18 protein-coding genes are annotated in these 20,615 nt (G+C 33.9%); 16 read left to right on the forward strand and 2 right to left on the reverse strand.

Annotated elements, in window-relative coordinates; genetic code table 11:
* Positions 1–142: 142 nt before the first annotated feature.
* The 11 genes from FND99_RS17690 to uvrB all read left to right on the forward strand — a co-directional run bounded on the left by FND99_RS17690 (position 143) and on the right by uvrB (position 10,101).
* The gene (locus tag FND99_RS17690) at positions 143–817 is read left to right on the forward strand and encodes a hypothetical protein (RefSeq protein WP_144339267.1); all 675 of its coding nucleotides are present in this window, start codon (positions 143–145) and stop codon (positions 815–817) included.
* 165 nt (positions 818–982) lie between these two features.
* On the forward strand, positions 983–1,693 hold the full coding sequence (locus FND99_RS17695) for a DUF6794 domain-containing protein (protein ID WP_144339268.1): 711 nt from the start codon (positions 983–985) through the stop codon (positions 1,691–1,693).
* Between the two features lie 206 nt (positions 1,694–1,899).
* Positions 1,900–2,403, forward strand: coding sequence for a hypothetical protein (locus FND99_RS17700; protein ID WP_144339269.1), 504 nt, complete (start codon positions 1,900–1,902; stop codon positions 2,401–2,403).
* A gap of 128 nt (positions 2,404–2,531) precedes the next feature.
* Entirely contained in the window at positions 2,532–3,179 is a 648-nt protein-coding gene (locus FND99_RS17705; protein ID WP_144339270.1) for a hypothetical protein, read from the forward strand.
* A 203-nt stretch (positions 3,180–3,382) separates the two neighbouring features.
* Positions 3,383–3,886 carry a hypothetical protein gene (locus tag FND99_RS17710; protein ID WP_144339271.1) on the forward strand — a complete coding sequence of 168 codons (504 nt, stop codon included), beginning with the start codon at positions 3,383–3,385 and terminating at the stop codon, positions 3,884–3,886.
* A gap of 186 nt (positions 3,887–4,072) precedes the next feature.
* Complete coding sequence (locus tag FND99_RS17715; RefSeq protein ID WP_144339272.1) at positions 4,073–4,642, forward strand: dihydrofolate reductase family protein; 570 nt, start codon at positions 4,073–4,075, stop codon at positions 4,640–4,642.
* 145 nt (positions 4,643–4,787) lie between these two features.
* Entirely contained in the window at positions 4,788–5,267 is a 480-nt protein-coding gene (locus tag FND99_RS17720; RefSeq protein ID WP_144339273.1) for a DUF3805 domain-containing protein, read from the forward strand.
* A 98-nt stretch (positions 5,268–5,365) separates the two neighbouring features.
* On the forward strand, positions 5,366–6,310 hold the full coding sequence (gene rlmF, locus FND99_RS17725; protein ID WP_144339274.1) for a 23S rRNA (adenine(1618)-N(6))-methyltransferase RlmF: 945 nt from the start codon (positions 5,366–5,368) through the stop codon (positions 6,308–6,310).
* Between the two features lie 80 nt (positions 6,311–6,390).
* Complete coding sequence (locus tag FND99_RS17730) at positions 6,391–6,627, forward strand: uroporphyrinogen decarboxylase (RefSeq protein ID WP_144339275.1); 237 nt, start codon at positions 6,391–6,393, stop codon at positions 6,625–6,627.
* 77 nt (positions 6,628–6,704) lie between these two features.
* On the forward strand, positions 6,705–7,652 hold the full coding sequence (locus FND99_RS17735) for an alpha/beta fold hydrolase (RefSeq protein ID WP_144339276.1): 948 nt from the start codon (positions 6,705–6,707) through the stop codon (positions 7,650–7,652).
* 457 nt (positions 7,653–8,109) lie between these two features.
* Positions 8,110–10,101: an excinuclease ABC subunit UvrB gene (gene uvrB / locus FND99_RS17740; protein WP_144339277.1), complete on the forward strand. Its 1,992-nt coding sequence runs from the start codon at positions 8,110–8,112 to the stop codon at positions 10,099–10,101.
* Here the strand turns inward: uvrB and FND99_RS17745 are convergent.
* Positions 10,098–10,499 carry a tellurite resistance TerB family protein gene (locus FND99_RS17745; protein ID WP_144339278.1) on the reverse strand — a complete coding sequence of 134 codons (402 nt, stop codon included), beginning with the start codon at positions 10,497–10,499 and terminating at the stop codon, positions 10,098–10,100. The genes uvrB and FND99_RS17745 overlap by 4 nt on opposite strands.
* Positions 10,500–10,554: 55 nt before the next feature.
* Here FND99_RS17745 and FND99_RS17750 point away from each other — a divergent pair, with 55 nt between their 5' ends.
* From FND99_RS17750 to FND99_RS17765, 4 genes are all read left to right on the forward strand, one after another.
* Positions 10,555–11,358 carry an alpha/beta hydrolase gene (locus tag FND99_RS17750; RefSeq protein WP_144339279.1) on the forward strand — a complete coding sequence of 268 codons (804 nt, stop codon included), beginning with the start codon at positions 10,555–10,557 and terminating at the stop codon, positions 11,356–11,358.
* Between the two features lie 30 nt (positions 11,359–11,388).
* Positions 11,389–12,399 (forward strand): dipeptide epimerase, encoded by a 1,011-nt coding sequence (locus FND99_RS17755; protein WP_144339280.1) that lies wholly within the window; start codon positions 11,389–11,391, stop codon positions 12,397–12,399.
* A 1-nt stretch (position 12,400) separates the two neighbouring features.
* Positions 12,401–13,423: an aminotransferase class I/II-fold pyridoxal phosphate-dependent enzyme gene (locus FND99_RS17760; protein ID WP_144339281.1), complete on the forward strand. Its 1,023-nt coding sequence runs from the start codon at positions 12,401–12,403 to the stop codon at positions 13,421–13,423.
* Positions 13,424–13,529: 106 nt separating this feature from the next.
* On the forward strand, positions 13,530–13,988 hold the full coding sequence (locus FND99_RS17765) for a DUF1456 family protein (RefSeq protein ID WP_144339282.1): 459 nt from the start codon (positions 13,530–13,532) through the stop codon (positions 13,986–13,988).
* Between the two features lie 417 nt (positions 13,989–14,405).
* Here FND99_RS17765 and sucC read toward each other — a convergent pair whose 3' ends face one another.
* Positions 14,406–15,599, reverse strand: coding sequence for an ADP-forming succinate--CoA ligase subunit beta (sucC, locus tag FND99_RS17770; RefSeq protein ID WP_144339283.1), 1,194 nt, complete (start codon positions 15,597–15,599; stop codon positions 14,406–14,408).
* Positions 15,600–16,015: 416 nt separating this feature from the next.
* Between sucC and gltB the strand changes: the two genes are divergently transcribed.
* A complete protein-coding gene (gene gltB / locus FND99_RS17775; RefSeq protein WP_144339284.1) occupies positions 16,016–20,533 on the forward strand; it encodes a glutamate synthase large subunit in 4,518 nt (1,505 codons plus the stop codon).
* Positions 20,534–20,615 lie beyond the last annotated feature (82 nt).

Raw genomic sequence — 20,615 nt, forward strand, 5'->3', positions numbered from 1 at the left:
TAGGTGGTCATTTTGAATTGGAATCAGGTGGTCACTTTAAATTGGAATTGGGTGGTCAATATCACTGGAATTTGCACAAACCCGCTGTAGTAGCGTGACGTTGGCGGTTATAATACCAAAACATAACAACATAAGACAAAAAATGGATTGGAGATTTAACACTATATGGTTTGAACAATTAGAGCAAAACAAAATCTTTAGTAAGAACTTTAAAGAAAATTCTATTCAAACAGAAAATAAGAATTTTGGTGACTCTGAATATGCAATCATATGGCATTTAAAAGAAAAGCTATACTCATTTGACAATCTATCCGAAAACGACAAACTTTTATATCTTGAACTAAATTCTGCAAACATCAAAAATTTTACGGGAGTAGAAAAATTTAATAATCTAAAAAGACTTGAACTTCATTACTGTACAAAGCTTGAAGATGACAAAGGGCTGAATCAAATTAGTGACAATTTAGAATTTTTGCATATTAACCAATCTAAAAAATTCAAGTTTACGGACGAACTTTTGAAGCTAAAAAAGCTTAAAGTCTTATGTTTAAATGTCTGTGCTCCTATTGAAAACCTTAATTTTTTAAGTTATTTTCCAAATCTCATAGACTTTCGTTTTGTAGACACGAACATTTTAGATGGAAATCTGAAGCCAATCCTTGAACATCCTACGATACGAAATGTTGGCTTTTTAAACAAGAAACATTATAACTACAAGTCGGAAGAAATTAAACAAAAGCTTGAAAACAAGTTCGACAAAGAATATAAAACAGTCATTCAAAAGGGACAATATTCAACATATAGATATGATTACTAACAAAATTACAACCGCCAACAGCTACTAAAACGGATTTGGGCAATTGGCTTAATGGAAAGATGGTTTTGTGTTTGAATGATTTGGCAAATCCGAAGAATGGGCTTAATTTAGTCCCAAACCCGCTGTAGGGCCAAAACGTTAGCGGTTATGTTAAAGGAAATGACAATGAAAAAACAAATTTATTTATTATTTACATTTCTGATTTATTTGACTTCTTGTAGTCAAAATCTGCCTTCGAATCTTGACGAGTCATTAAATTATTTTGAAAAAAACTGGACTGAAAATTCTAAAAACTCTTTCAAAAACAAACCTGAAAATGATGCCGTAACAGAATTGCATACAACAGTGGGAATGTGGATAAGAAATAATTGGATTAGGCACGGAAACGGTAAACTCGTAAAGCAATTTAATAAAATTGGTATCTATCATCCAGATGACATTTCTTCAATAATTTTAACATCTCTACACCGAAAATTAAATCACCAAGATTTAAAGGTTGAAGAACAAGCTCAACATTATATTGATTATTGGAAACCAATATTAGAAAATGATGAAAAGTCAAAAAAGATAGCTTTTGATAACTACAATAAATATAAAGTTGGAGACAAAATAAACATTTATTATCCTGTTTTGACGCATGACGGTAAAAGTAATGCAGTAATATATGAAAACAATAAAAACTGGATTTACAATGCTAAAACTGACTTAAAAGTAACTGGGATAATTAAAGCGAAATATTTCATAAATAGTGAAACAAATGTTTTCTTTAAGATAGAAATAACGGAAAAAAGTAAAGAGAATATTAAAGTTTTAATGCAAGAGATGAAAATCGGAAATTTATATAATTTTCAATTAGACAAATTAACTATTGACTAAAAAACACAACCGTTAACAGCCACTACAACAGATTTGGACAATAGCTTAATAAAAAGTTGGTTTTGTATTTGAATGATTTGCATCGCTTGTTTGCTTTCGGTCGGGTGGCAAATCCGAGGAATGGGCTTAATTTAGTACCCAACCCGCTGTTGTACCGGGACGTTAGGCAGTAATTGTTGAGAAAATCCGTAAAACCAAAAGAACTAATGAAGCAAAATGAATATAACATTAAGATTCTCTCAAGAAATAGATTAATATGTATTATGGTTTTGATATTATGTTCTAGCACAATATTCCTCAAAAACTATACTCCGAAAATAGAAAACAAAATCCTTGCAATCTTACAATTTACTTTAATTTATGCCACATCATTTTATATAGCAAACCTTGTTGCGACAGCAAAAGCAACAGTGATTCTAACAAATGATGGAATTCTTCACATATGGAAACGTAGATTTTTCTTAAGTTGGGAAAAAGATATAAAAATTCCTTGGAATAATGTCGACAATTATAGCTTTGAAAGTGATAGAACGTGTGATAGTATAATCGTCAATTTGAAAAATAAAACTAAATATAAAATAGAAAAGCTTAATATTTTACCAATAAATGATGATTTTAAGAAACTACAAAGTGAGTTTTTAAAGTTGCGTGAAAGAAGTAATGAAAAAACAACTACTGCCAACAGCAACCACAACGGATTTGAGCAATAGGCATAAAGCAAAATTAGTTTTGTATTTAGAAGATTTACTCCGTCCGTTTGTTATCGCTCGGGTGGTAAAACCGAAAATAAAGCAGTGTTTAATCCCAAAGTGCGTGTAAGTCAGGACGCAGACATATTATGATAAGACTTCAGAAAATAATATTTATCTTAATTATTCTTCTTTTTGCGAGTTGTAAAAAGAATGAGAATGATATTGAATTTAACAAAGATGTTGAATTCAACAGAAATGTATTGGCTGAAATTTTGCCAAGCATAGTTGACTCAGTTTGTAGAGATGTAAGAATATATTCAAATCCCCCACCTCGTTATGGAAAACTAATATTTAACAAAGAAGGTCATTATGTTAAAACTGATTCAACGAAGGCAACTTCAGAAGAAATTCAAAGATTAAAAAAATGGAAAAAAGAGGTGGCAGAAATAAAAAAAGACACTTCTAAAGTTATTATTGCTTTTGATCCCAAAATTAAAACAGACAACGCAATAGAATATATTCTTAATTTCAAGAGTATTAAATTGAATGGTAAATTCAAACTAAAAAACATAAATGAATTTCCTAAAGAAAATATTTTTGAAAGAAAATACAATTTTAACTTTTCAGGAATATTAAAAATTTCAGGAATAAAATTTGACAAAAAACGAGAAAATGGAAGTCTTAACGTTGGGTATACTTGTGGAGGATTATGTGGTTATGGAAATATAATTGTAATCAAAAAAGTAAAGAACAAGTGGAAAATAATTAAAATGGAAGAAACTTGGATTTCGTAAAATACCACTACTAACAACTACTACAACGGATTTGGACAATTGGCTTTCCCGAAGTATCGGGAGGTAAAATGGTTTTGTATTTGGAATGATTTGCTTCGCCTGTTCGCTATCGCTCGGGTGGCAAATCCGAGGAATGGACTTAATTTAGTCCCAAACCAACTGTATTGTTAGAACGTTAACGATAAGCTTAAGAAAAAATGAGAATGAAAATTTTAACAATATTATTTTGGACTTTCTTGATTTCGAGTAAATCATTAGCTTGTGATTGTAAAATTCCTAAAAATCTAAAAGAAATTCAAAACAGAGAATTTACGGAATCAAAATATATTTTTATTGGAGAAATTTTGAAAATTGATTCTAAAAAACACACGTTTGAAATTAAAGTTATTGAACCCTTTAAAGGCGTTTTAAACGGAAAAGTTTATAGAGGAATTTATAATCAATGGTGCGGACCCATAATTGATCAAAGTGGAAAGTGGCTGATTTATGCAAATCGTAAATCAGGCAATCTAATTCAAATAAGAGCTTGCGGAATAACTCGAAGTTTTAAAAATCCTGAAAGTAATATTTTGGCAACAAGAATACCAAATCCACCACCTTTAAATCAAACGAAATCTCAGAGTATGAAAGTTCAATCTAACTGGAAATTAAGAGCAAAATCTGATTTAGAAAATGAAATATCCGAATTAAGAAAAAAAACTAAATAACACGCCTAATGCCAACACACGCTACAAGCAATTTGGTAATTGACTTGATAGAAAGATGGTTTTGTATTTGAATAATTTGGCAAATCCGAGGAATGGACTTAATTTAGCACTAAAACCAATTGACTACCAAAGCGTTATAGGTAATTACAAAGTGATCGAGATAAATAACAGAAAAAAAAAGAACTAATGAGAAAAATAATTTCGTTTATGCATATATCGCTTGACGGTTTTGTCGCAGGACCTAACGGAGAAATGAACTGGATTAATGTTGACGAAGAAATTTTTGATTTCGTTGGAAAGCGCATAAGCCAAACTGACACCGCATTATATGGGCGGAAAACTTATCAAATGATGGAGAATTACTGGCCTAACGCCGGAAACAAGCCAGATGCGAGCAATCACGACATTGAACATTCAAAATGGTATAACGGTGCTCACAAAATTGTTCTATCAAAAATGCTGAAAGATGCAAATTTGGCTAAAACTACTATTATTAGTGACAATATTGCTGACAGAATAAATGAAATAAAACAGATGGATGGTACAGAGATTTTACTTTTTGGAAGTCCAACAACAACACATTCACTTATCCAGCAAAATTTAATTGACGGTTACTGGCTATTTGTCAACCCTGTCGTTCTGGGACAAGGTATCCCCTTATTTGTAGACATCAAAGACAAAATAAAACTAAACTTGTTAACTACTCGACAATTCTCTTCTGGAGTAACTGAATTGAATTACACAGTAGACAAATAATGATACAACGGATTTGGGCAATTGGCATAATGAAAAGATGCTTTTGCATTTGGAATGATTTGCCAAATCCGCAGAATGGGATTAATTTAGTCCCAAACCCCTGTAGTAGCGGGACGTTATGGGCTAGTACCAAAAATGTGCAACAATGAAGCAAACGTATTTTTTAATCTTTCTTCTTTTTATGAATTGCAATAGCAAACCTGAAACTGACGCTTTCGTATCAAATTTTGGATATTCAATTCTGTTACCTGAAAATTGGCCTGAATATGAAGATGAAGACAATACAAACGCATTTTTCGACACTAAAGAATGGACAGGAAATCTCAGAATTACACCCGTCAAAATTGACCCGAATAAGAATTCTGAATTATTAAAAAGCGAAATGGAAAGTTTTAATGGAAAAGCAGAACCGTTTAAAACTAAAGAAGGATTCAAAGGCTTAAAATACTCTGAAAAAAATGGGCAAGATTTTATGTATTATTGGTACATAATTGCTAAAAATAAAATGTTTATTTGCTCATTCACCATAGATTTAGACAAAAAAGACACACCAAAAAACCTAAAAGAGTTGGAAAAAGTGGCGGAAACTTTAAACTCAATTGAACTCAAAAATACCAGCCCATAACAGCTTCTACAACGGATTTGCGCATTAGGCTTAATAGAAAATTTCCGAAAATCATTTCTAAAAAAGGAATACCTATCTTTGCACCGAAATCTACAGAAATGAAAGCAAACGACAATTCTCAAAAAGACAATTTACATCCAAGAAATCTGCATCGTTCACGATATGATTTCGAACTTCTTATTAAAAATTGTCCCGAATTAAAAGCTTTTGTTTCCATAAATAAATACGGAATCGAAACTATTGAATTCAGCGATCCGCTTGCCGTTAAAGCTTTAAACAAAGCATTATTGCAAACCTATTATGATATTCAAAACTGGGATATTCCAAAAAATTATCTTTGTCCGCCAATTCCAGGACGAGCAGATTATATTCATTACATCGCTGATTTATTGGCTGAAAGCAATAATAATCAAATTCCAGAAGGAAATTCGGTTTTAGGATTAGATATCGGAACAGGCGTAAATTTAATCTATCCGATATTAGGGAATGCGATTTATAATTGGTCTTTTGTTGGCACCGATATCGACAAAAAAGCAATTGAAAACTGCAGTAAAATTATTGAAGCAAATCCGAGATTAATTGACGCAATCAGTTTACAGCAACAAACTGAATCCCGATTTATTTTCAAAAACATCATTATTCCCGAGGACAGATTCACGTTCACAATGTGCAATCCACCTTTTCATGCCTCTGCAGAGGAAGCAAATAAAAGTGCCTCGCGAAAAGTCTCGAATTTAAAAGAAAAAAGAAGCACGAATCCTATTCTGAATTTTGGAGGTCATAATGCCGAATTATGGTGCAACGGCGGCGAAATTGGTTTTATTACACAAATGATTTATGAAAGCGTGAAATATGGTTCACAATGTTTGTGGTTTACAACGCTGGTTTCAAAACAAGAAAATCTTTCTTCAATTTACAAAACATTAAAAAAGGTAAATGCTGTTTCAGTTAAAACAATTGAAATGTCGCAAGGGCAAAAAAACAGCCGTATTGTTGCTTGGTCTTTTTTAAGTGAAGCGGAAAAGAAAAACTTTAAAATTTAAAATACTGATTTTCAACACTAACTCTTGATTATATAAGTAGGTTTTGCTACATTTATTGTACACTATTTAATATCAAGACTATGGCAGAGTATATTGGTTATCTAGCATCCGTTTTTATTGTTGGAGGTTTTTTATTGAAAAACCTTAAAACAATCCGATTTATTAATATGTTTGGCTGTATCTGTTTTGTTATTTATGGTATTTTCTTAAACGATTACAAAGATTTTAATCAATGGCTTTGGCCTGTAATTATTCCAAATGCTATTTTAGCTTTTGTACAAATTTATTATTTGACTAAGAAAAACGATAAATCTTAAAATTATATTATTTTCAGAGAAAATCCTGAAACTTCTTCGAAATTATATTGTTGTACCTTTAAAGTAAATTCAATTTTATGAGTACTTCAAAAACGTTCGCTACATTTTTCTTAATTATTTTAATACTTGCTGGTTGTTCTTCTTCAAAAGAAGCCAAATTTGATGACTACGTTTTCAAAACCAAAAGCGACAAACAAAATTACATCGCTGCATACGATAAAGCCCTAAAACTTTGGGATATTTCCTACACGGAAGAAAATGTAAAAACCAGTTTCGGAACTGCACATGTTATTATCGCAGGACCGCAAAACGGAAAAAGCCTAGTATTACTTCACGGAATGGACGCCAGTTCTACCATGTGGTATCCAAATATCAAGGTTCTTGCCAAAAACCATCGTGTTTATGCCATCGATTTTTTAATGGAACCGAATAAATCTACTTTAACTGCAAAGCCGCTTTCATCAGAGGAAATCGTCACTTGCTACAATGAAGTTTTTGATCATTACAAATTAAAGAAATTTGATATTGTCGGCGCTTCGCGCGGAGGCTGGATTGCGACATTATTAGCCATTCAAAAAACCAATTCTATTGATAAAATAGTATTGCTGAGTCCAGCACAGACTTTTAAATTTATTGATAAACCCAGAAAAACATCATCTGCTTTGCTTTTAAAACTTTTTCCGAGTGAAAAGAAATTCAGCAAAACATTAAAAACATTTTCTACGCATCCAGAAAAAATAAGTCCGATTTACAACCGACAATTTTATTTGGCCAATAAATATGCAAAATCAAACTCAAGCATGCTCAAAATGACGCCTTTTTCAGATAAAGAATTAGAGTCAATTCAAAACCCTGTTCTAATTTTAATTGGTGATAACGATGTTATTAATTCTGAAGAAAGTTTAGAACGCGCAAAAAAATATTTAAAAAACAGCAAAACAGAAATAATCAAAGACGCGGGACATTTTTTATCCATCGATCAATCGAAAATTGTGAATGATGCGGTTATTAATTTTTTAGAATAGCGTGTAATATGAAGTCCCAACGGGACAATTTTTCCGTTAACCATTGTTTTAGCTACCAATATATAATCTCTACGAGATATTTCAATGGGTTTCTAATAGATCAATACAAATTACTCCGTTAGGAGTTTAATATTGGTAGAGAAAAAATATCGATGAACATGATTGTCCCGTAGGGACTATACCACTGCATAACAATTTTCTCATTAACCATTGTTTTAACTACCAATATTTAATCTCTACGAGATATTTCAATTGGTTTCTAATAGATCAATACAAATTACTCCGTTAGGAGTTTAATATTGGTAGAGAAAAAACATCGATGAACATGATTGTCCCGTAGGGACTATACCTACAAAAACAATTCACAAAATCTGCATAATTCTGGGCAACCTTATTTATGTTTTTTATAGAATCCAAACTTCGTATCTTTACAAAACTAATTTTTCATCAATAAAAAATGAATTTTCAAGTAGCTTCAGATTATAGTCCAAAAGGAGATCAACCACAAGCCATACAAAAATTAGCGCAAGGTGTTATTGATGGCGAAAAATATCAAACTTTATTAGGAGTTACGGGATCTGGTAAAACTTTTACCGTTGCAAATGTTATTCAGGAAGTACAGCGCCCTACCTTAGTTTTGGCACACAACAAAACTTTGGCTGCACAATTGTACTCAGAGTTCAAGCAGTTTTTCCCAAACAATGCAGTTGAATATTTCGTTTCTTACTACGACTATTATCAGCCAGAAGCTTTCATGCCTGTAACCGGCGTTTTTATTGAGAAAGATTTATCTATCAATGAAGAGCTTGAAAAAATGCGTTTGAGCACAACGTCTTCCCTGCTGTCGGGACGTCGTGATGTTTTGGTTGTTGCTTCTGTTTCTTGTCTTTATGGTATCGGAAATCCAGTTGAATTTCAGAAAAATGTAATTGAAATCACTAGAGATCAAGTTATTTCACGAACCAAATTATTGCACAGTTTAGTACAAAGTTTATACGCCAGAACTGAAGCCGATTTTAATCCGGGGACTTTCAGAATCAAAGGCGACACTGTTGAAGTATATCCAAGTTATGCTGACGATGCTTATCGAATTCATTTCTTTGGTGATGAAATTGAAGAAATTGAAGCTTTTGATGCTAAAACTTCTCAGGTTATTGAAAAATTCAAAAGGCTGACCATTTATCCAGCCAATATGTTTGTGACTTCGCCCGAAGTTTTGCAAGGTGCCATCTGGGAAATTCAGCAAGATTTAGTCAAACAAGTGGATTATTTTAAAGAAATCGGTAAACATTTAGAAGCCAAACGCCTGGAAGAAAGAACCAATTTCGATTTAGAAATGATTCGGGAATTAGGCTATTGCTCCGGAATTGAAAATTATTCCCGATATCTTGACGGAAGAGAAGCCGGAACAAGACCTTTCTGTTTATTAGATTATTTTCCTAGCGATTATTTGATGGTTGTTGACGAAAGCCACGTAACGGTTTCGCAGGTTCACGCCATGTACGGAGGCGACCGAAGCCGTAAAGAAAACTTGGTTGAATACGGTTTTAGATTACCTGCAGCAATGGATAACAGACCGCTGAAATTTGAGGAATTTGAGGCCATGCAGAATCAAGTAATTTACGTTTCAGCAACTCCTGCCGATTATGAACTTCAAAAATCGGATGGTATTTATGTGGAACAGATTATCCGTCCAACTGGATTATTGGATCCAATTATTGAAGTTCGCCCAAGTTTGAATCAAATTGATGATTTGATCGAAGAAATTCAGGTTCGATGCGAATTAGACGAAAGAGTTCTAGTAACCACTTTGACCAAAAGAATGGCTGAAGAATTAGCCAAATATTTGACAAAAGTAAATATTCGATGCCGTTATATCCATTCTGAAGTGGATACTTTAGAGCGTATTGAAATTATGCAGGATTTGAGAAAAGGTATTTTTGATGTTCTAATTGGGGTAAATTTGCTTCGTGAAGGTCTTGATTTACCGGAAGTTTCATTAGTTGCCATTCTTGATGCCGATAAAGAAGGTTTTTTAAGAAACCATAGATCTTTAACCCAAACTATTGGACGTGCGGCAAGAAACTTAAACGGAAAAGCAATTATGTATGCTGATAAAATAACTGCCAGCATGCAAAGAACAATTGACGAAACAAATTACAGAAGAACCAAACAGATCAACTTCAATACTGAAAATAATATTACGCCTCACGCATTAAATAAAAAAATCGACAGCGCGTTTACCAAAAATCCTTTGGTCGAATATGAACTCGGTCATACGTTGGCTGTTGCTGCCGAACCAGAAACTGCTTATTTATCGAAAGCAGAATTGGAGAAAATGATTCGCGAAAAAAGAAAATCAATGGAAAAAGCCGCAAAAGAATTAGATTTTTTGCAAGCTGCTAAACTTCGTGACGATATTAAAAAACTTCAGGAACAATTGCCTTAATTGTGCTGTTCCTGAAAAACTTTCAATAATATTTTGGGATCAATCATAGCATTGGGCGCTTTTTTCATCAAGTCCAAAACTCTTTTTACGGCACCTGGATTTAAGCCCATTTCAAGTGCAATTTGATGAATGGCGATCGATTCTTTTTCGTGCAAAATACCATCGCAATACATAATCAAAGCCAATCTGTAGAATTGCTGAATACGCTGAAATTCCGATTTTCTGACTTTAGTCGTTTGTTCCTGATGAAATAAATCCTGAAAAAGATCTTTTTTTATGTTCAGTTCCTGAGCAACTTTCCACAAAAATTCCAGTTCGCGTTTATGCAATTGCCCATCAACTGTTGAGAAAGCAATCATTTCTAAAAGTAAACTTCTTTTTTCTTCTTCGGTGTTCATCAAATTTGTTATTTTTAGCTAAAATATTACTTTAAAATCTAAAACACAATATCTAATGATTCGAGGATTCTTTTTATTTATTCTTTTGTCGCTTGCCAATATTGGAAATGCACAGGAAAGCACAGCATCCAAAAATGTATCTACTTTTACCATCGAATCACCACAGCTTAAAACCACTAAAAAAATCTGGCTTTATCTGCCTGAAGGTTATTCGGCTTCTCCGAAAAAAAGGTACAGTGTAATTTATATGCACGATGCTCAAAATTTATTTGATGCTAAAACTTCTTTTGTAGGCGAATGGAATGTGGATGAAAAATTAGACAGCTTAAAAGCGCCTGTTATTGTTGTGGGAATTGAGCATGGAAATGAAAAAAGAATCGATGAACTGACGCCTTATAAAAATGAAAAATATGGTGGCGGAAAAGCTGATGATTATCTTGATTTTATTGTTAAAACCTTAAAACCATATATTGACAAGAACTATAGAACCAAAACAAAAGCCAAAAACACAACAATAATGGGAAGTTCTCTTGGCGGTTTAGTTTCGTATTATGCGATTCTAAAATATCCGGAAGTTTTTGGCAATGCTGGCGTTTTTTCTCCATCATTTTGGTTCTCGAATGACATTTATACTTTGACGGAACAAGCACCAAAAAATAAAACACGAATTTATTTTTTATGCGGAGACAAAGAAGATGAAAACATGGTAAGTGATTTACATAAAATGGAAAAGCTACTAGATAAAAACCGATGCTATTGCCTTCATCTTACAAAAACCAAAATAGTGCCTGGGGGTGAACACAATGAAAAATTATGGCGAGATGGATTTGTAAAAGCGGTTCTGTGGCTTGGTTATTGATCGAAAAAAAATAAAAAAACAGCATAAATTATGAAACTAATTTTAAGAGAGTATAACTTAAAACTAAAACATACTTTCACGATTTCAAGAGAATCTATTGATTTTCAACCTTCTTTAATTGTCGAATTACAAAGCAATGGTTTTTCTGGTTTTGGAGAAGCGACTTCAAATCCATATTACAAAACAACAGTTTCGATGATGATGGCAGATTTGGAAAAAATAAGAGCTGTTATTGAGAATTCTGAAATTGAAACTCCTGAGGTTTTTTGGTCGAAAATTCATCCGTATTTAAAGCACGATATGTTTGCTTTGTGCGCACTGGATTTGGCTTATAATGATTTATATGCCCGAATTAAAGGCAAAAAATTATATGATCTTTGGAATTATACCACTGAAAAAAATCCGTTGACAGATTATACAATCGGAATCGCTTCTATTGAAAAAATGGTTTCTAAAATGCAAGAACTTCCTTGGCCAATCTATAAAATCAAATTAGGAACCAAAGAAGATATTGCCATTGTAAAAGAACTTCGTAAACATACCGATGCTGTTTTTAGAATTGATGCAAATTGTGGCTGGGGCGTTGAAGAAACGATCAATAATGCCGTTGAACTTAAAAAACTTGGCGTAGAATTCTTGGAACAACCAATGAAAGCTGACAATTGGGAAGGTCATAAAGAAGTTTTTAAACATTCTGTTCTTCCTGTAATTGCTGACGAAAGCTGTATTATTGAGGAAGATGTTGCAAAATGTTTCAATCATTTTCATGGTGTAAATGTAAAACTGGTAAAATGCGGTGGCTTAACTCCAGGAAAACGCATGATCGAAGAAGCGAAAAAATTAGGTTTAAAAACTATGGTTGGCTGTATGACTGAATCAACAGTCGGAATCTCTGCTATTGCACATTTGCTTCCACAGCTTGATTATGTTGATATGGATGGCGCACTTTTGCTGTCTGAAGATATTGCAACAGGAGTAACGATAAAAGATGGTGTTGTAAATTATTCTGATCTTAACGGAACCGGAGTTACACTTCTATAAAATGAAAGTCGAAAAATTTCCTGATCGAATTATTGAAATTGACCATGAACAGTATTTGTATTTTGGCGGAACTGCCTATTTAGGGCTTCCAACAAACGCAGCATTTCAAGATCTTGTCATAAAAAATATTCTAAAATGGGGAACCACTTATGGAAGTTCGAGAACAGCTAATATTCAATTAACAGCATATGATGCAGGCGAAAAGTTTTTAGCCAGTCATATTGGATCAGAAAGTACTGCTACTGTTTCTTCTGGAATGCTGGCGGGAAAATTGGTTTTAGAAAAACTAAAAAAGGAAAAAGCTGTTTCTTATCATTTGAATGAAACGCATTCGGCAATTAAAACAGAAAATAGTCTTCCTGTTTTTATAAATGAAAAATTGAATGATCGTTTATTAGATTCAGAACCTGAAAAAATAACGATTTTGACCGATGGAGTTCCTTCTTTTGAAACAAAACCTGTCGATCTAAGTTTTATAAAAGAAATTTCAAAGGAAAAGGAAATTACATTAGTTATTGATGAATCGCATTCATTAGGAATTGTAGGCGAAAATGGTTCTGGAATTTATTCTTCTGTTTCATTTCCTGTTAAAAGAAAAATAATGGTTTCGTCTCTCGGAAAAGCTTTTGGATTAACTGGTGGTGTAATTGCCGGTGATTCCGATTTTATAAACGAAATAAAAGAATTGGAAACTTTTACAAGTGCTGCCGGAATGAATCCCGCTTTTGTGCAAACACTTTCTGATGCTGCAGAAATCTATAAAATACAGCATCAAAAACTGAAAGACAATTTGAGTTATATTGATTCGGTTTTAATCAAAAGCAAGCATATTAAATTTGATAAAAACTATCCACTTATTTATGTTTTATCAAATAAATTGGTAGAAAAATTAAAACAGGAAAAAATCATCATCGCGAGTTTTAAATACACAAAAGACGCTGAACCCTTAAATCGAATTGTAGTCACAGCGAATCACCTAAAAGAAGATTTGGATAAATTAATTGACGTTTTAAATAAAAATTAGCCACGAATTGCACGAATTTCCACGAATTAAAATTTTAAAATTAATTAGTGGAAATTCGTGCAATTCGTGGCAAAAAAATAAACCGTACCTTTGTAAAAAATAAACGATGACAAATAACGATATACTTAAAAAACTTCGCGTGGCATTAATGCTTCGTGATGACCAAATAGTTGAAATTTTAGAATTGGTAGATTTCAGAATTTCAAAATCAGAATTAGGTGCTTTTTTTAGAGCTGAAGACCATCCAAATTACATGGAATGTGGTGATCAGGTTTTACGCAACTTCCTAAATGGATTGGTTATTCATTTAAGAGGAACAAAAGAAAATCCTAAAAATCCAACTGACGTTTTAGCAAAACACAAAGCAGAAATTCCAAAGAAAGAAACTTCTAAAGAAAGACCTGAATTTAAAGCTGCTCCAAAAGATTCTGAAAAATATAGAGGTGATCAAAGCAAGTCAGGTTCAGCTGCGGGAAAACCTAAAAAGAAAGCATTTCCAAAAGGAAATGGAAAACCAGTTGTTGTAGAAAAAGTGGTTTTCAAAAACGGGAAGAATAAAAAGTAATCTAACAGCAAAAGAACGCTAAGAATTACGTAAAGATATTTAGCCACAGATTACACTGATTAAACGGATTTAAAAATCTGTATAATTCGTGTAATCTGTGGCTATTTTTTTATGCTAACATTCTTGTTTCTCGCAGATTCTGCAGCTTTTTCTTTTGCTTTATCTTTAAAAATCTGCCCAATCTGCGAGAGCAATTATGTAGTTTTTTCTCATAGTTTATTGTAGAGGCGCACAGCAGTGCGTCTACGCAACGTATTTCCATTATGTATTCACGAGACGTAGACGCACTGCTGTGCGCCTCTACGATATACTTTGTCTTAAAAAACATTCTCAAAAAGGAATATTTTGACATATTAAACCCAAAAAAAAACCCTCCGATTCGGAGGGACTTTCTTTATAAATTGATTTCTTATTTAATTAAGAAAGAGCAGCTTTAACTTGGTCAGCAGCTTCTTGGAATTGAACTGCAGATAAGATTGGCATACCAGAGTTATCAATTAATTCTTTTGCAATTTCAGCATTTGTTCCTTGCAAACGAACGATAATTGGCACCTTAATAGCGTCACCCATGTTTTTGTATGCATCAACAACACCTTGAGCAACACGGTCACAACGAACGATTCCACCAAAAATATTGATCAAAATTGCTTTTACGTTTGGATCTTTCAAGATAATTCTGAAAGCTGTCTCAACACGTTTTGCGTCAGCAGTTCCTCCTACGTCAAGGAAGTTAGCAGGCTCAAAACCAGCGTATTTAATTAAATCCATAGTTGCCATTGCAAGACCAGCTCCGTTTACCATACATCCTACAGTACCGTCAAGGTCAACATAGTTAAGACCAACTTCTTTAGCTTCAACTTCGATTGGATTCTCCTCACGGATATCTCTCATTTCAGCATATTTTGGTTGTCTGTATAAAGCGTTATCGTCGATGTTAACTTTAGCGTCAACAGCTAAGATTTTGTTATCAGAAGTTTTTAAAACTGGGTTGATTTCAAACATAGAAGCATCAGAACCAATGTAAGCATTGTAAAGTGCGTCGATGAATTTCACCATTTCTTTAAAAGCATTTCCAGAAAGTCCTAAGTTAAAAGCAATTCTTCTAGCTTGGAAACCTTGTAATCCTACAGTTGGATCAACTTCTTCAGTAAAGATTAAGTGTGGAGTGTGCTCAGCAACTTCTTCGATATCCATTCCACCTTCTGTAGAATACATAATCATGTTGCGTCCTGTACCTCTATTCAATAAAACAGAAACATAAAATTCAGAAGTTTCGCTTTCACCAGGATAGTAAACATCTTCTGCAACTAATACTTTATTTACTTTTTTACCTTCAGGCGGAGTCTGAGGTGTGATCAACTGCATTCCGATGATTTGTTCAGCCAACTCTTCAACTTGCTGTAAGTTTTTTGCTAACTTAACTCCACCACCTTTTCCACGACCACCTGCGTGAATTTGTGCTTTTATTACGTGCCATCCTGTACCAGTTTCGGCAGTTAATTGTTTTGCAGCAGCTACAGCTTCAACCGCATTATTAGCCACAATTCCGCGTTGAACGCGTACTCCGTAACTTGCTAAAATTTCTTTTCCTTGATATTCGTGTATGTTCATAATATAGAATTTGTCTGGTTCTGAATTTATTTCAGAATAAAAGTGCGACAAAAGTAGCAAAATTCAACTTAATAGTAAAATCTTTTTCTAATTAAAAAATGAGTCGTTTTGTTATTATTTGGTTAATCATTTTCAAAGCAAACTAATCGTTAACGAATTGCATTGAAAAAGTTAACAGAAAATCACTATATCGTTTGAGATTTAACAAAAAAACCTATTGAATTATGGGGTTGACGGCGATTTTTCCTAATATTATTTAAATGTTATTATGATTTTATCATTTCGCAATGCTTTAAATAATATTATTATCATTTAAGAAGCCTTTTTCTAATATTACAACAAAAATGTAAGCCAAATGATAATTCTACTACATTATGTTTAACGAAATCTCTATTTTTGTAGAAAAAATATCAAGAATGAAAGTTAAAGAACAAGGGCTTTATCTGCCTGAATTTGAACACGACAATTGTGGTGCAGGATTTATTTGTAATTTGAATGGTATTAAGTCAAATGATATTATTCACAAAGCATTAGACATCTTAATTAAATTGGAACATCGTGGTGCCGTTAGTTCTGATGGAAGAACTGGAGACGGAGCTGGAATTTTATTCGACATTCCTCATGATTTTTTTAAGAAAGTATGTGACTTTGAAATCCCAGAAGCGCGTGAGTATGCAGTAGGAATGGTTTTTTTACCAAAAAGCAAAAACCAGGTTTCTTTTTGTATTAATGCATTTGAAGCTACAATCAAAGATCAAAACTTAAAAGTTTTAGGTTGGAGAGATGTACCTGTTGACGTTGAAAATCTAGGTGAAATCGCCGCAGAAAAAGAACCAACAATTAAACAAGTTTTCGTTTCTAAAAACGGACAAGATTTAACTGAACAAGAATTTAATGCAAAACTTTTTGCAGCTAGAAAAATTGCTGAACATGCAGTGAGAGGATCTAAAACCTCAGAAAGCCACATGTTTTATTTTACTAGCCTATCGACAACTACTATAATATATAAAGGTCTATTGATGCCAGAAGACATCAGCCGTTATTATATAGATTTGAAAGATCCGGACTTGGTGACTCGTTTAGCGCTTGTACACCAACGTTTCTCTACAAATACATTCCCATCTTGGGACTTAGCGCAGCCGTTTAGATACATGTGTCACAATGGTGAGATCAACACACTTCGTGGAAACGTAAGCCGTATGCGTGCTCGTGAAGAGCTTATGCAAAGCAAAGTTTTTGGCGAAGACATTAAAAAATTATTTCCAATTATCTTAGAAGGAAAATCAGATTCTGCTTCTATGGATATGGTTATTGAACTTTTATTAATGACTGGCCGTTCTCTTCCAGAGGCAATGATGATGGTGGTTCCTGAAGCTTGGGAAAAACACCAGACAATGTCTGACGAAAAAAGAGCTTTCTATGAGTACAACGCTTGTATCATGGAGCCTTGGGATGGTCCTGCTTCTATTCCATTTACAGATGGTAACGTTATTGGAGCTTTGCTTGACAGAAACGGATTGCGTCCTTCTCGTTATACTTTAACGCATAGCGGATTCGTAATTATGTCGTCTGAAATTGGCGTATTAGACATCGATCCAGAAGATGTAATTCAGCACGGTCGTTTAGAGCCAGGAAAAATGTTCTTGGTTGATATGAACGCTGGACGTATCATCGAAGACGAAGAAGTTAAAAAAGCAATTGTAACGAAACGTCCTTATAAAGAATGGGTAGATGCCAACTTATTGCCTTTAGCTAAAATCCCTTACACAAACAACCCTACTCCTGTTGAAAAATTAGATTTCTTGACAAGACAACGTTTGTTTGGTTATACAATTGAAGATTTAAAAACGATCATCAACCCAATGGGTAGCGACGGAGCTGAAGCAATCAGTTCCATGGGTAACGATACTCCTTTGGCAGTTCTTTCAGATCAGCCTCAGTTATTGTACAATTACTTCAAACAATTATTCGCTCAGGTTACTAACCCGCCGTTGGACGGTATTCGTGAAGAAATCATTACTGATATCAGTTTAGCGATTGGTGGCGATTTCAACATTTTCGAAATCGAATCAAAACAATGCAAAAAATTAAAAATCCAAAATCCAGTTATTTCTAATGAGGATTTGGATAAAATCAGAAATATCGATCACGCAGATTTCAAATCGGCTACTATTTCTACTTTATACAAAATAGAAAAAGGAGTTAACGGTTTAGAAAGAGCGCTTGAGAAATGTGTTCAGGCAACTTTTAAAGCGGTTAATGAAGGATGCAACATCATTATCTTATCAGATAGAGGTGTAAGCGAAGAATTAGCTCCAATCCCAATGTTATTGGCTTGTTCTTACATTCACCACTCATTAAACATTTTACAAGTTCGTTCTAAATTCGGAATCATCATCGAATCTGCTGAACCGAGAGAACCTCATCATTTTGCTTTATTGTTCGGATACGGTGCAAGTGCAATCAATCCTTACATGGTTAATGAAATCATTCACGATCAAGTTGAAAAAGGTTTCATTACAAAAGTAAAAGCGGATTATGCTGTTGTAAATTACAACAAAGCGATTGCAAAAGGAATCGTAAAAATCATGAACAAAATTGGTATCTCTACTTTACATTCGTACAGAGCCGCTCAGATTTTCGAGATTTTAGGATTAAACAAAACATTTACATCTAAATATTTCCCATACACTCCATCAAGAATTGAAGGTATTGGTTTAATGGAAGTTGAAAAAGAAGTGAAAAAACGTTTCCAAAAAGCTTTCCCAAATTCAAAAATTGCAAACTTGCTTTCTCTTGAAATTGGAGGTATTTACAGATGGAGACGTGGTGGTGAAAAACACATGTTCAACCCAACCACTATTTCTAAATTACAACAGGCGGTTCGTTTAAACAGCCCAGAAAGTTATAAAGAATACTCAAATGCCGTTAACGAGCAAAGCTCAAACTTAATGACCATTAGAGGTTTATTTGAATTCAACAACTTAGATCCAATTTCTATTGACGAAGTAGAACCTTGGACAGAAATTGTAAAGAAATTCAAAACTGGAGCAATGTCTTACGGTTCCATCAGCCAAGAAGCGCATGAGAACTTAGCAATTGCAATGAACAGAATTGGAGGAAAAAGTAACTCTGGAGAAGGTGGAGAAGATCCAAGACGTTTCCAGAAAGAAATTAACGGAGATTCTAGAAATTCCGCTATCAAACAAGTTGCTTCAGGACGTTTTGGTGTTTCAATCAACTATTTGACAAATGCGAAAGAAATCCAAATCAAAATGGCTCAGGGAGCAAAACCTGGTGAAGGTGGACAGTTACCTGGAGAAAAAGTTGTGCCTTGGATTGCTGAAACTAGAAACTCTACACCTTATGTAGGTTTGATTTCACCTCCTCCTCACCACGATATTTACTCAATTGAGGATTTATCTCAGTTGATTTACGATTTGAAAAATGCAAACCGTGAAGCTCGCATCAACGTAAAATTAGTTTCTGAAGTTGGAGTTGGAACCATCGCTGCCGGTGTTGCCAAAGCAAAAGCTGACGTAATCTTAATTTCTGGTTATGACGGAGGAACGGGAGCTGCACCATTAACATCTTTACAGCACACAGGTATTCCGTGGGAACTTGGTTTAGCAGAAGCTCAGCAAACTTTGATCTTGAACGATTTAAGAAGTCGTGTAGTTTTAGAATGTGACGGACAGTTGAAAACAGGTCGTGACGTGGCGATAGCAGCTTTATTAGGAGCTGAGGAATTCGGTTTTGCAACTGCACCACTTGTAGCTTCTGGATGTATCATGATGAGAGCTTGTCACTTAAATACTTGCCCAGTTGGTATTGCAACTCAGGATCCTGAATTGAGAAAAAATTTCAAAGGAACTCCAGAGCACGTAATCAACTTCATGTATTTCATTGCTGAAGAGTTAAGAGAAATCATGGCGCAATTAGGTTTCAGAACTTTAAAAGAAATGGTAGGTCAGTCACAAAAATTAAATGTGAACAAAGCTATCAAACATTATAAGGCAAATGGTTTAGACTTGTCAACAATTCTATATAAACCGGAAAAAGCGAAAACAGAGCCAAATCATAATACAACTACTCAAGATCACCAACTTGAAAACGTATTGGATTTTGACATCATCAAAGAAGCTATTCCGTCTATCTATAGAAAAGAGAAAACAAGAGTAACCTTTAAAATTAAAAATACAGACCGTTCTGTAGGTGCTATTTTGAGTAACGAAATCTCAAAAATCTACGGCGCACAAGGATTACCTGATGACACTATTTTAGTTGATTTTGAAGGTTCTGCTGGACAAAGTTTTGGTGCTTTTGCAACAAATGGATTGTCATTTAAAATTCACGGAAACTGTAATGATTATTTAGGAAAAGGTCTTTCTGGAGGAAAATTAATTGTAAAAGTACCTCCTACTGCAACTTTCAACCCTGAAGACAATATCATTATTGGAAACGTTGCCCTTTACGGAGCTATTACCGGAGAGGCTTATATTAATGGAATGGCCGGAGAGCGTTTCTGTGTGAGAAATTCTGGGGCAACAGCTGTTGTTGAAGGAATTGGAGATCACGGTTGCGAGTACATGACCGGTGGTACAGTAGTAGTTTTAGGAAAAACAGGAAGAAACTTCGCAGCTGGTATGAGCGGTGGTGTAGCTTATGTTTACGATCCAAATAAGAAATTCGACGCAACAGTTTGCAACATGGAAATGGTTGCATTCGACCCAATGGAAGAAGAAGATCTTACGAAACTAAGAAAACTGATCAAAAATCACTCGTTGTACACAAGCAGTCCATTAGCAAAAAGAATTTTAGCAGACTGGGAAAACCAACAACAGCACTTCGTAAAAGTAATGCCAACTGATTACAAAAAAGCATTAAAACGAATTGCAGAAGAAAAACAAATAGAAGAATTAATAGCTAATTAAGAGGTTCTGAGATACAAAGGTGCAGAGGTGCTAAGTTTTTTTTAACTCACCTCTCACATTTTACAACTCACAACTAAATTTA

The sequence above is a fragment of the Flavobacterium daemonense genome (assembly GCF_007341385.1).
GTDB classification, from domain to species: Bacteria; Bacteroidota; Bacteroidia; order Flavobacteriales; family Flavobacteriaceae; genus Flavobacterium; species Flavobacterium daemonense.

Coding starts and splice junctions, on each gene's coding strand:
- FND99_RS17715 (WP_144339272.1), top strand. CDS start 4,073: ATGAGAAAAATAATTTCGTTTATGCATATATCGCTTGACGGTTTTGTC.
- FND99_RS17765 (WP_144339282.1), top strand. CDS start 13,530: ATGACAAATAACGATATACTTAAAAAACTTCGCGTGGCATTAATGCTT.
- gltB (WP_144339284.1), top strand. CDS start 16,016: ATGAAAGTTAAAGAACAAGGGCTTTATCTGCCTGAATTTGAACACGAC.
- FND99_RS17695 (WP_144339268.1), top strand. CDS start 983: ATGAAAAAACAAATTTATTTATTATTTACATTTCTGATTTATTTGACT.
- FND99_RS17700 (WP_144339269.1), top strand. CDS start 1,900: ATGAAGCAAAATGAATATAACATTAAGATTCTCTCAAGAAATAGATTA.
- FND99_RS17745 (WP_144339278.1), bottom strand. CDS start 10,499: ATGAACACCGAAGAAGAAAAAAGAAGTTTACTTTTAGAAATGATTGCT.
- FND99_RS17690 (WP_144339267.1), top strand. CDS start 143: ATGGATTGGAGATTTAACACTATATGGTTTGAACAATTAGAGCAAAAC.
- uvrB (WP_144339277.1), top strand. CDS start 8,110: ATGAATTTTCAAGTAGCTTCAGATTATAGTCCAAAAGGAGATCAACCA.
- FND99_RS17750 (WP_144339279.1), top strand. CDS start 10,555: ATGATTCGAGGATTCTTTTTATTTATTCTTTTGTCGCTTGCCAATATT.
- FND99_RS17730 (WP_144339275.1), top strand. CDS start 6,391: ATGGCAGAGTATATTGGTTATCTAGCATCCGTTTTTATTGTTGGAGGT.
- FND99_RS17735 (WP_144339276.1), top strand. CDS start 6,705: ATGAGTACTTCAAAAACGTTCGCTACATTTTTCTTAATTATTTTAATA.
- FND99_RS17720 (WP_144339273.1), top strand. CDS start 4,788: ATGAAGCAAACGTATTTTTTAATCTTTCTTCTTTTTATGAATTGCAAT.
- FND99_RS17710 (WP_144339271.1), top strand. CDS start 3,383: ATGAAAATTTTAACAATATTATTTTGGACTTTCTTGATTTCGAGTAAA.
- FND99_RS17705 (WP_144339270.1), top strand. CDS start 2,532: ATGATAAGACTTCAGAAAATAATATTTATCTTAATTATTCTTCTTTTT.
- FND99_RS17760 (WP_144339281.1), top strand. CDS start 12,401: ATGAAAGTCGAAAAATTTCCTGATCGAATTATTGAAATTGACCATGAA.
- rlmF (WP_144339274.1), top strand. CDS start 5,366: ATGAAAGCAAACGACAATTCTCAAAAAGACAATTTACATCCAAGAAAT.
- sucC (WP_144339283.1), bottom strand. CDS start 15,599: ATGAACATACACGAATATCAAGGAAAAGAAATTTTAGCAAGTTACGGA.
- FND99_RS17755 (WP_144339280.1), top strand. CDS start 11,389: ATGAAACTAATTTTAAGAGAGTATAACTTAAAACTAAAACATACTTTC.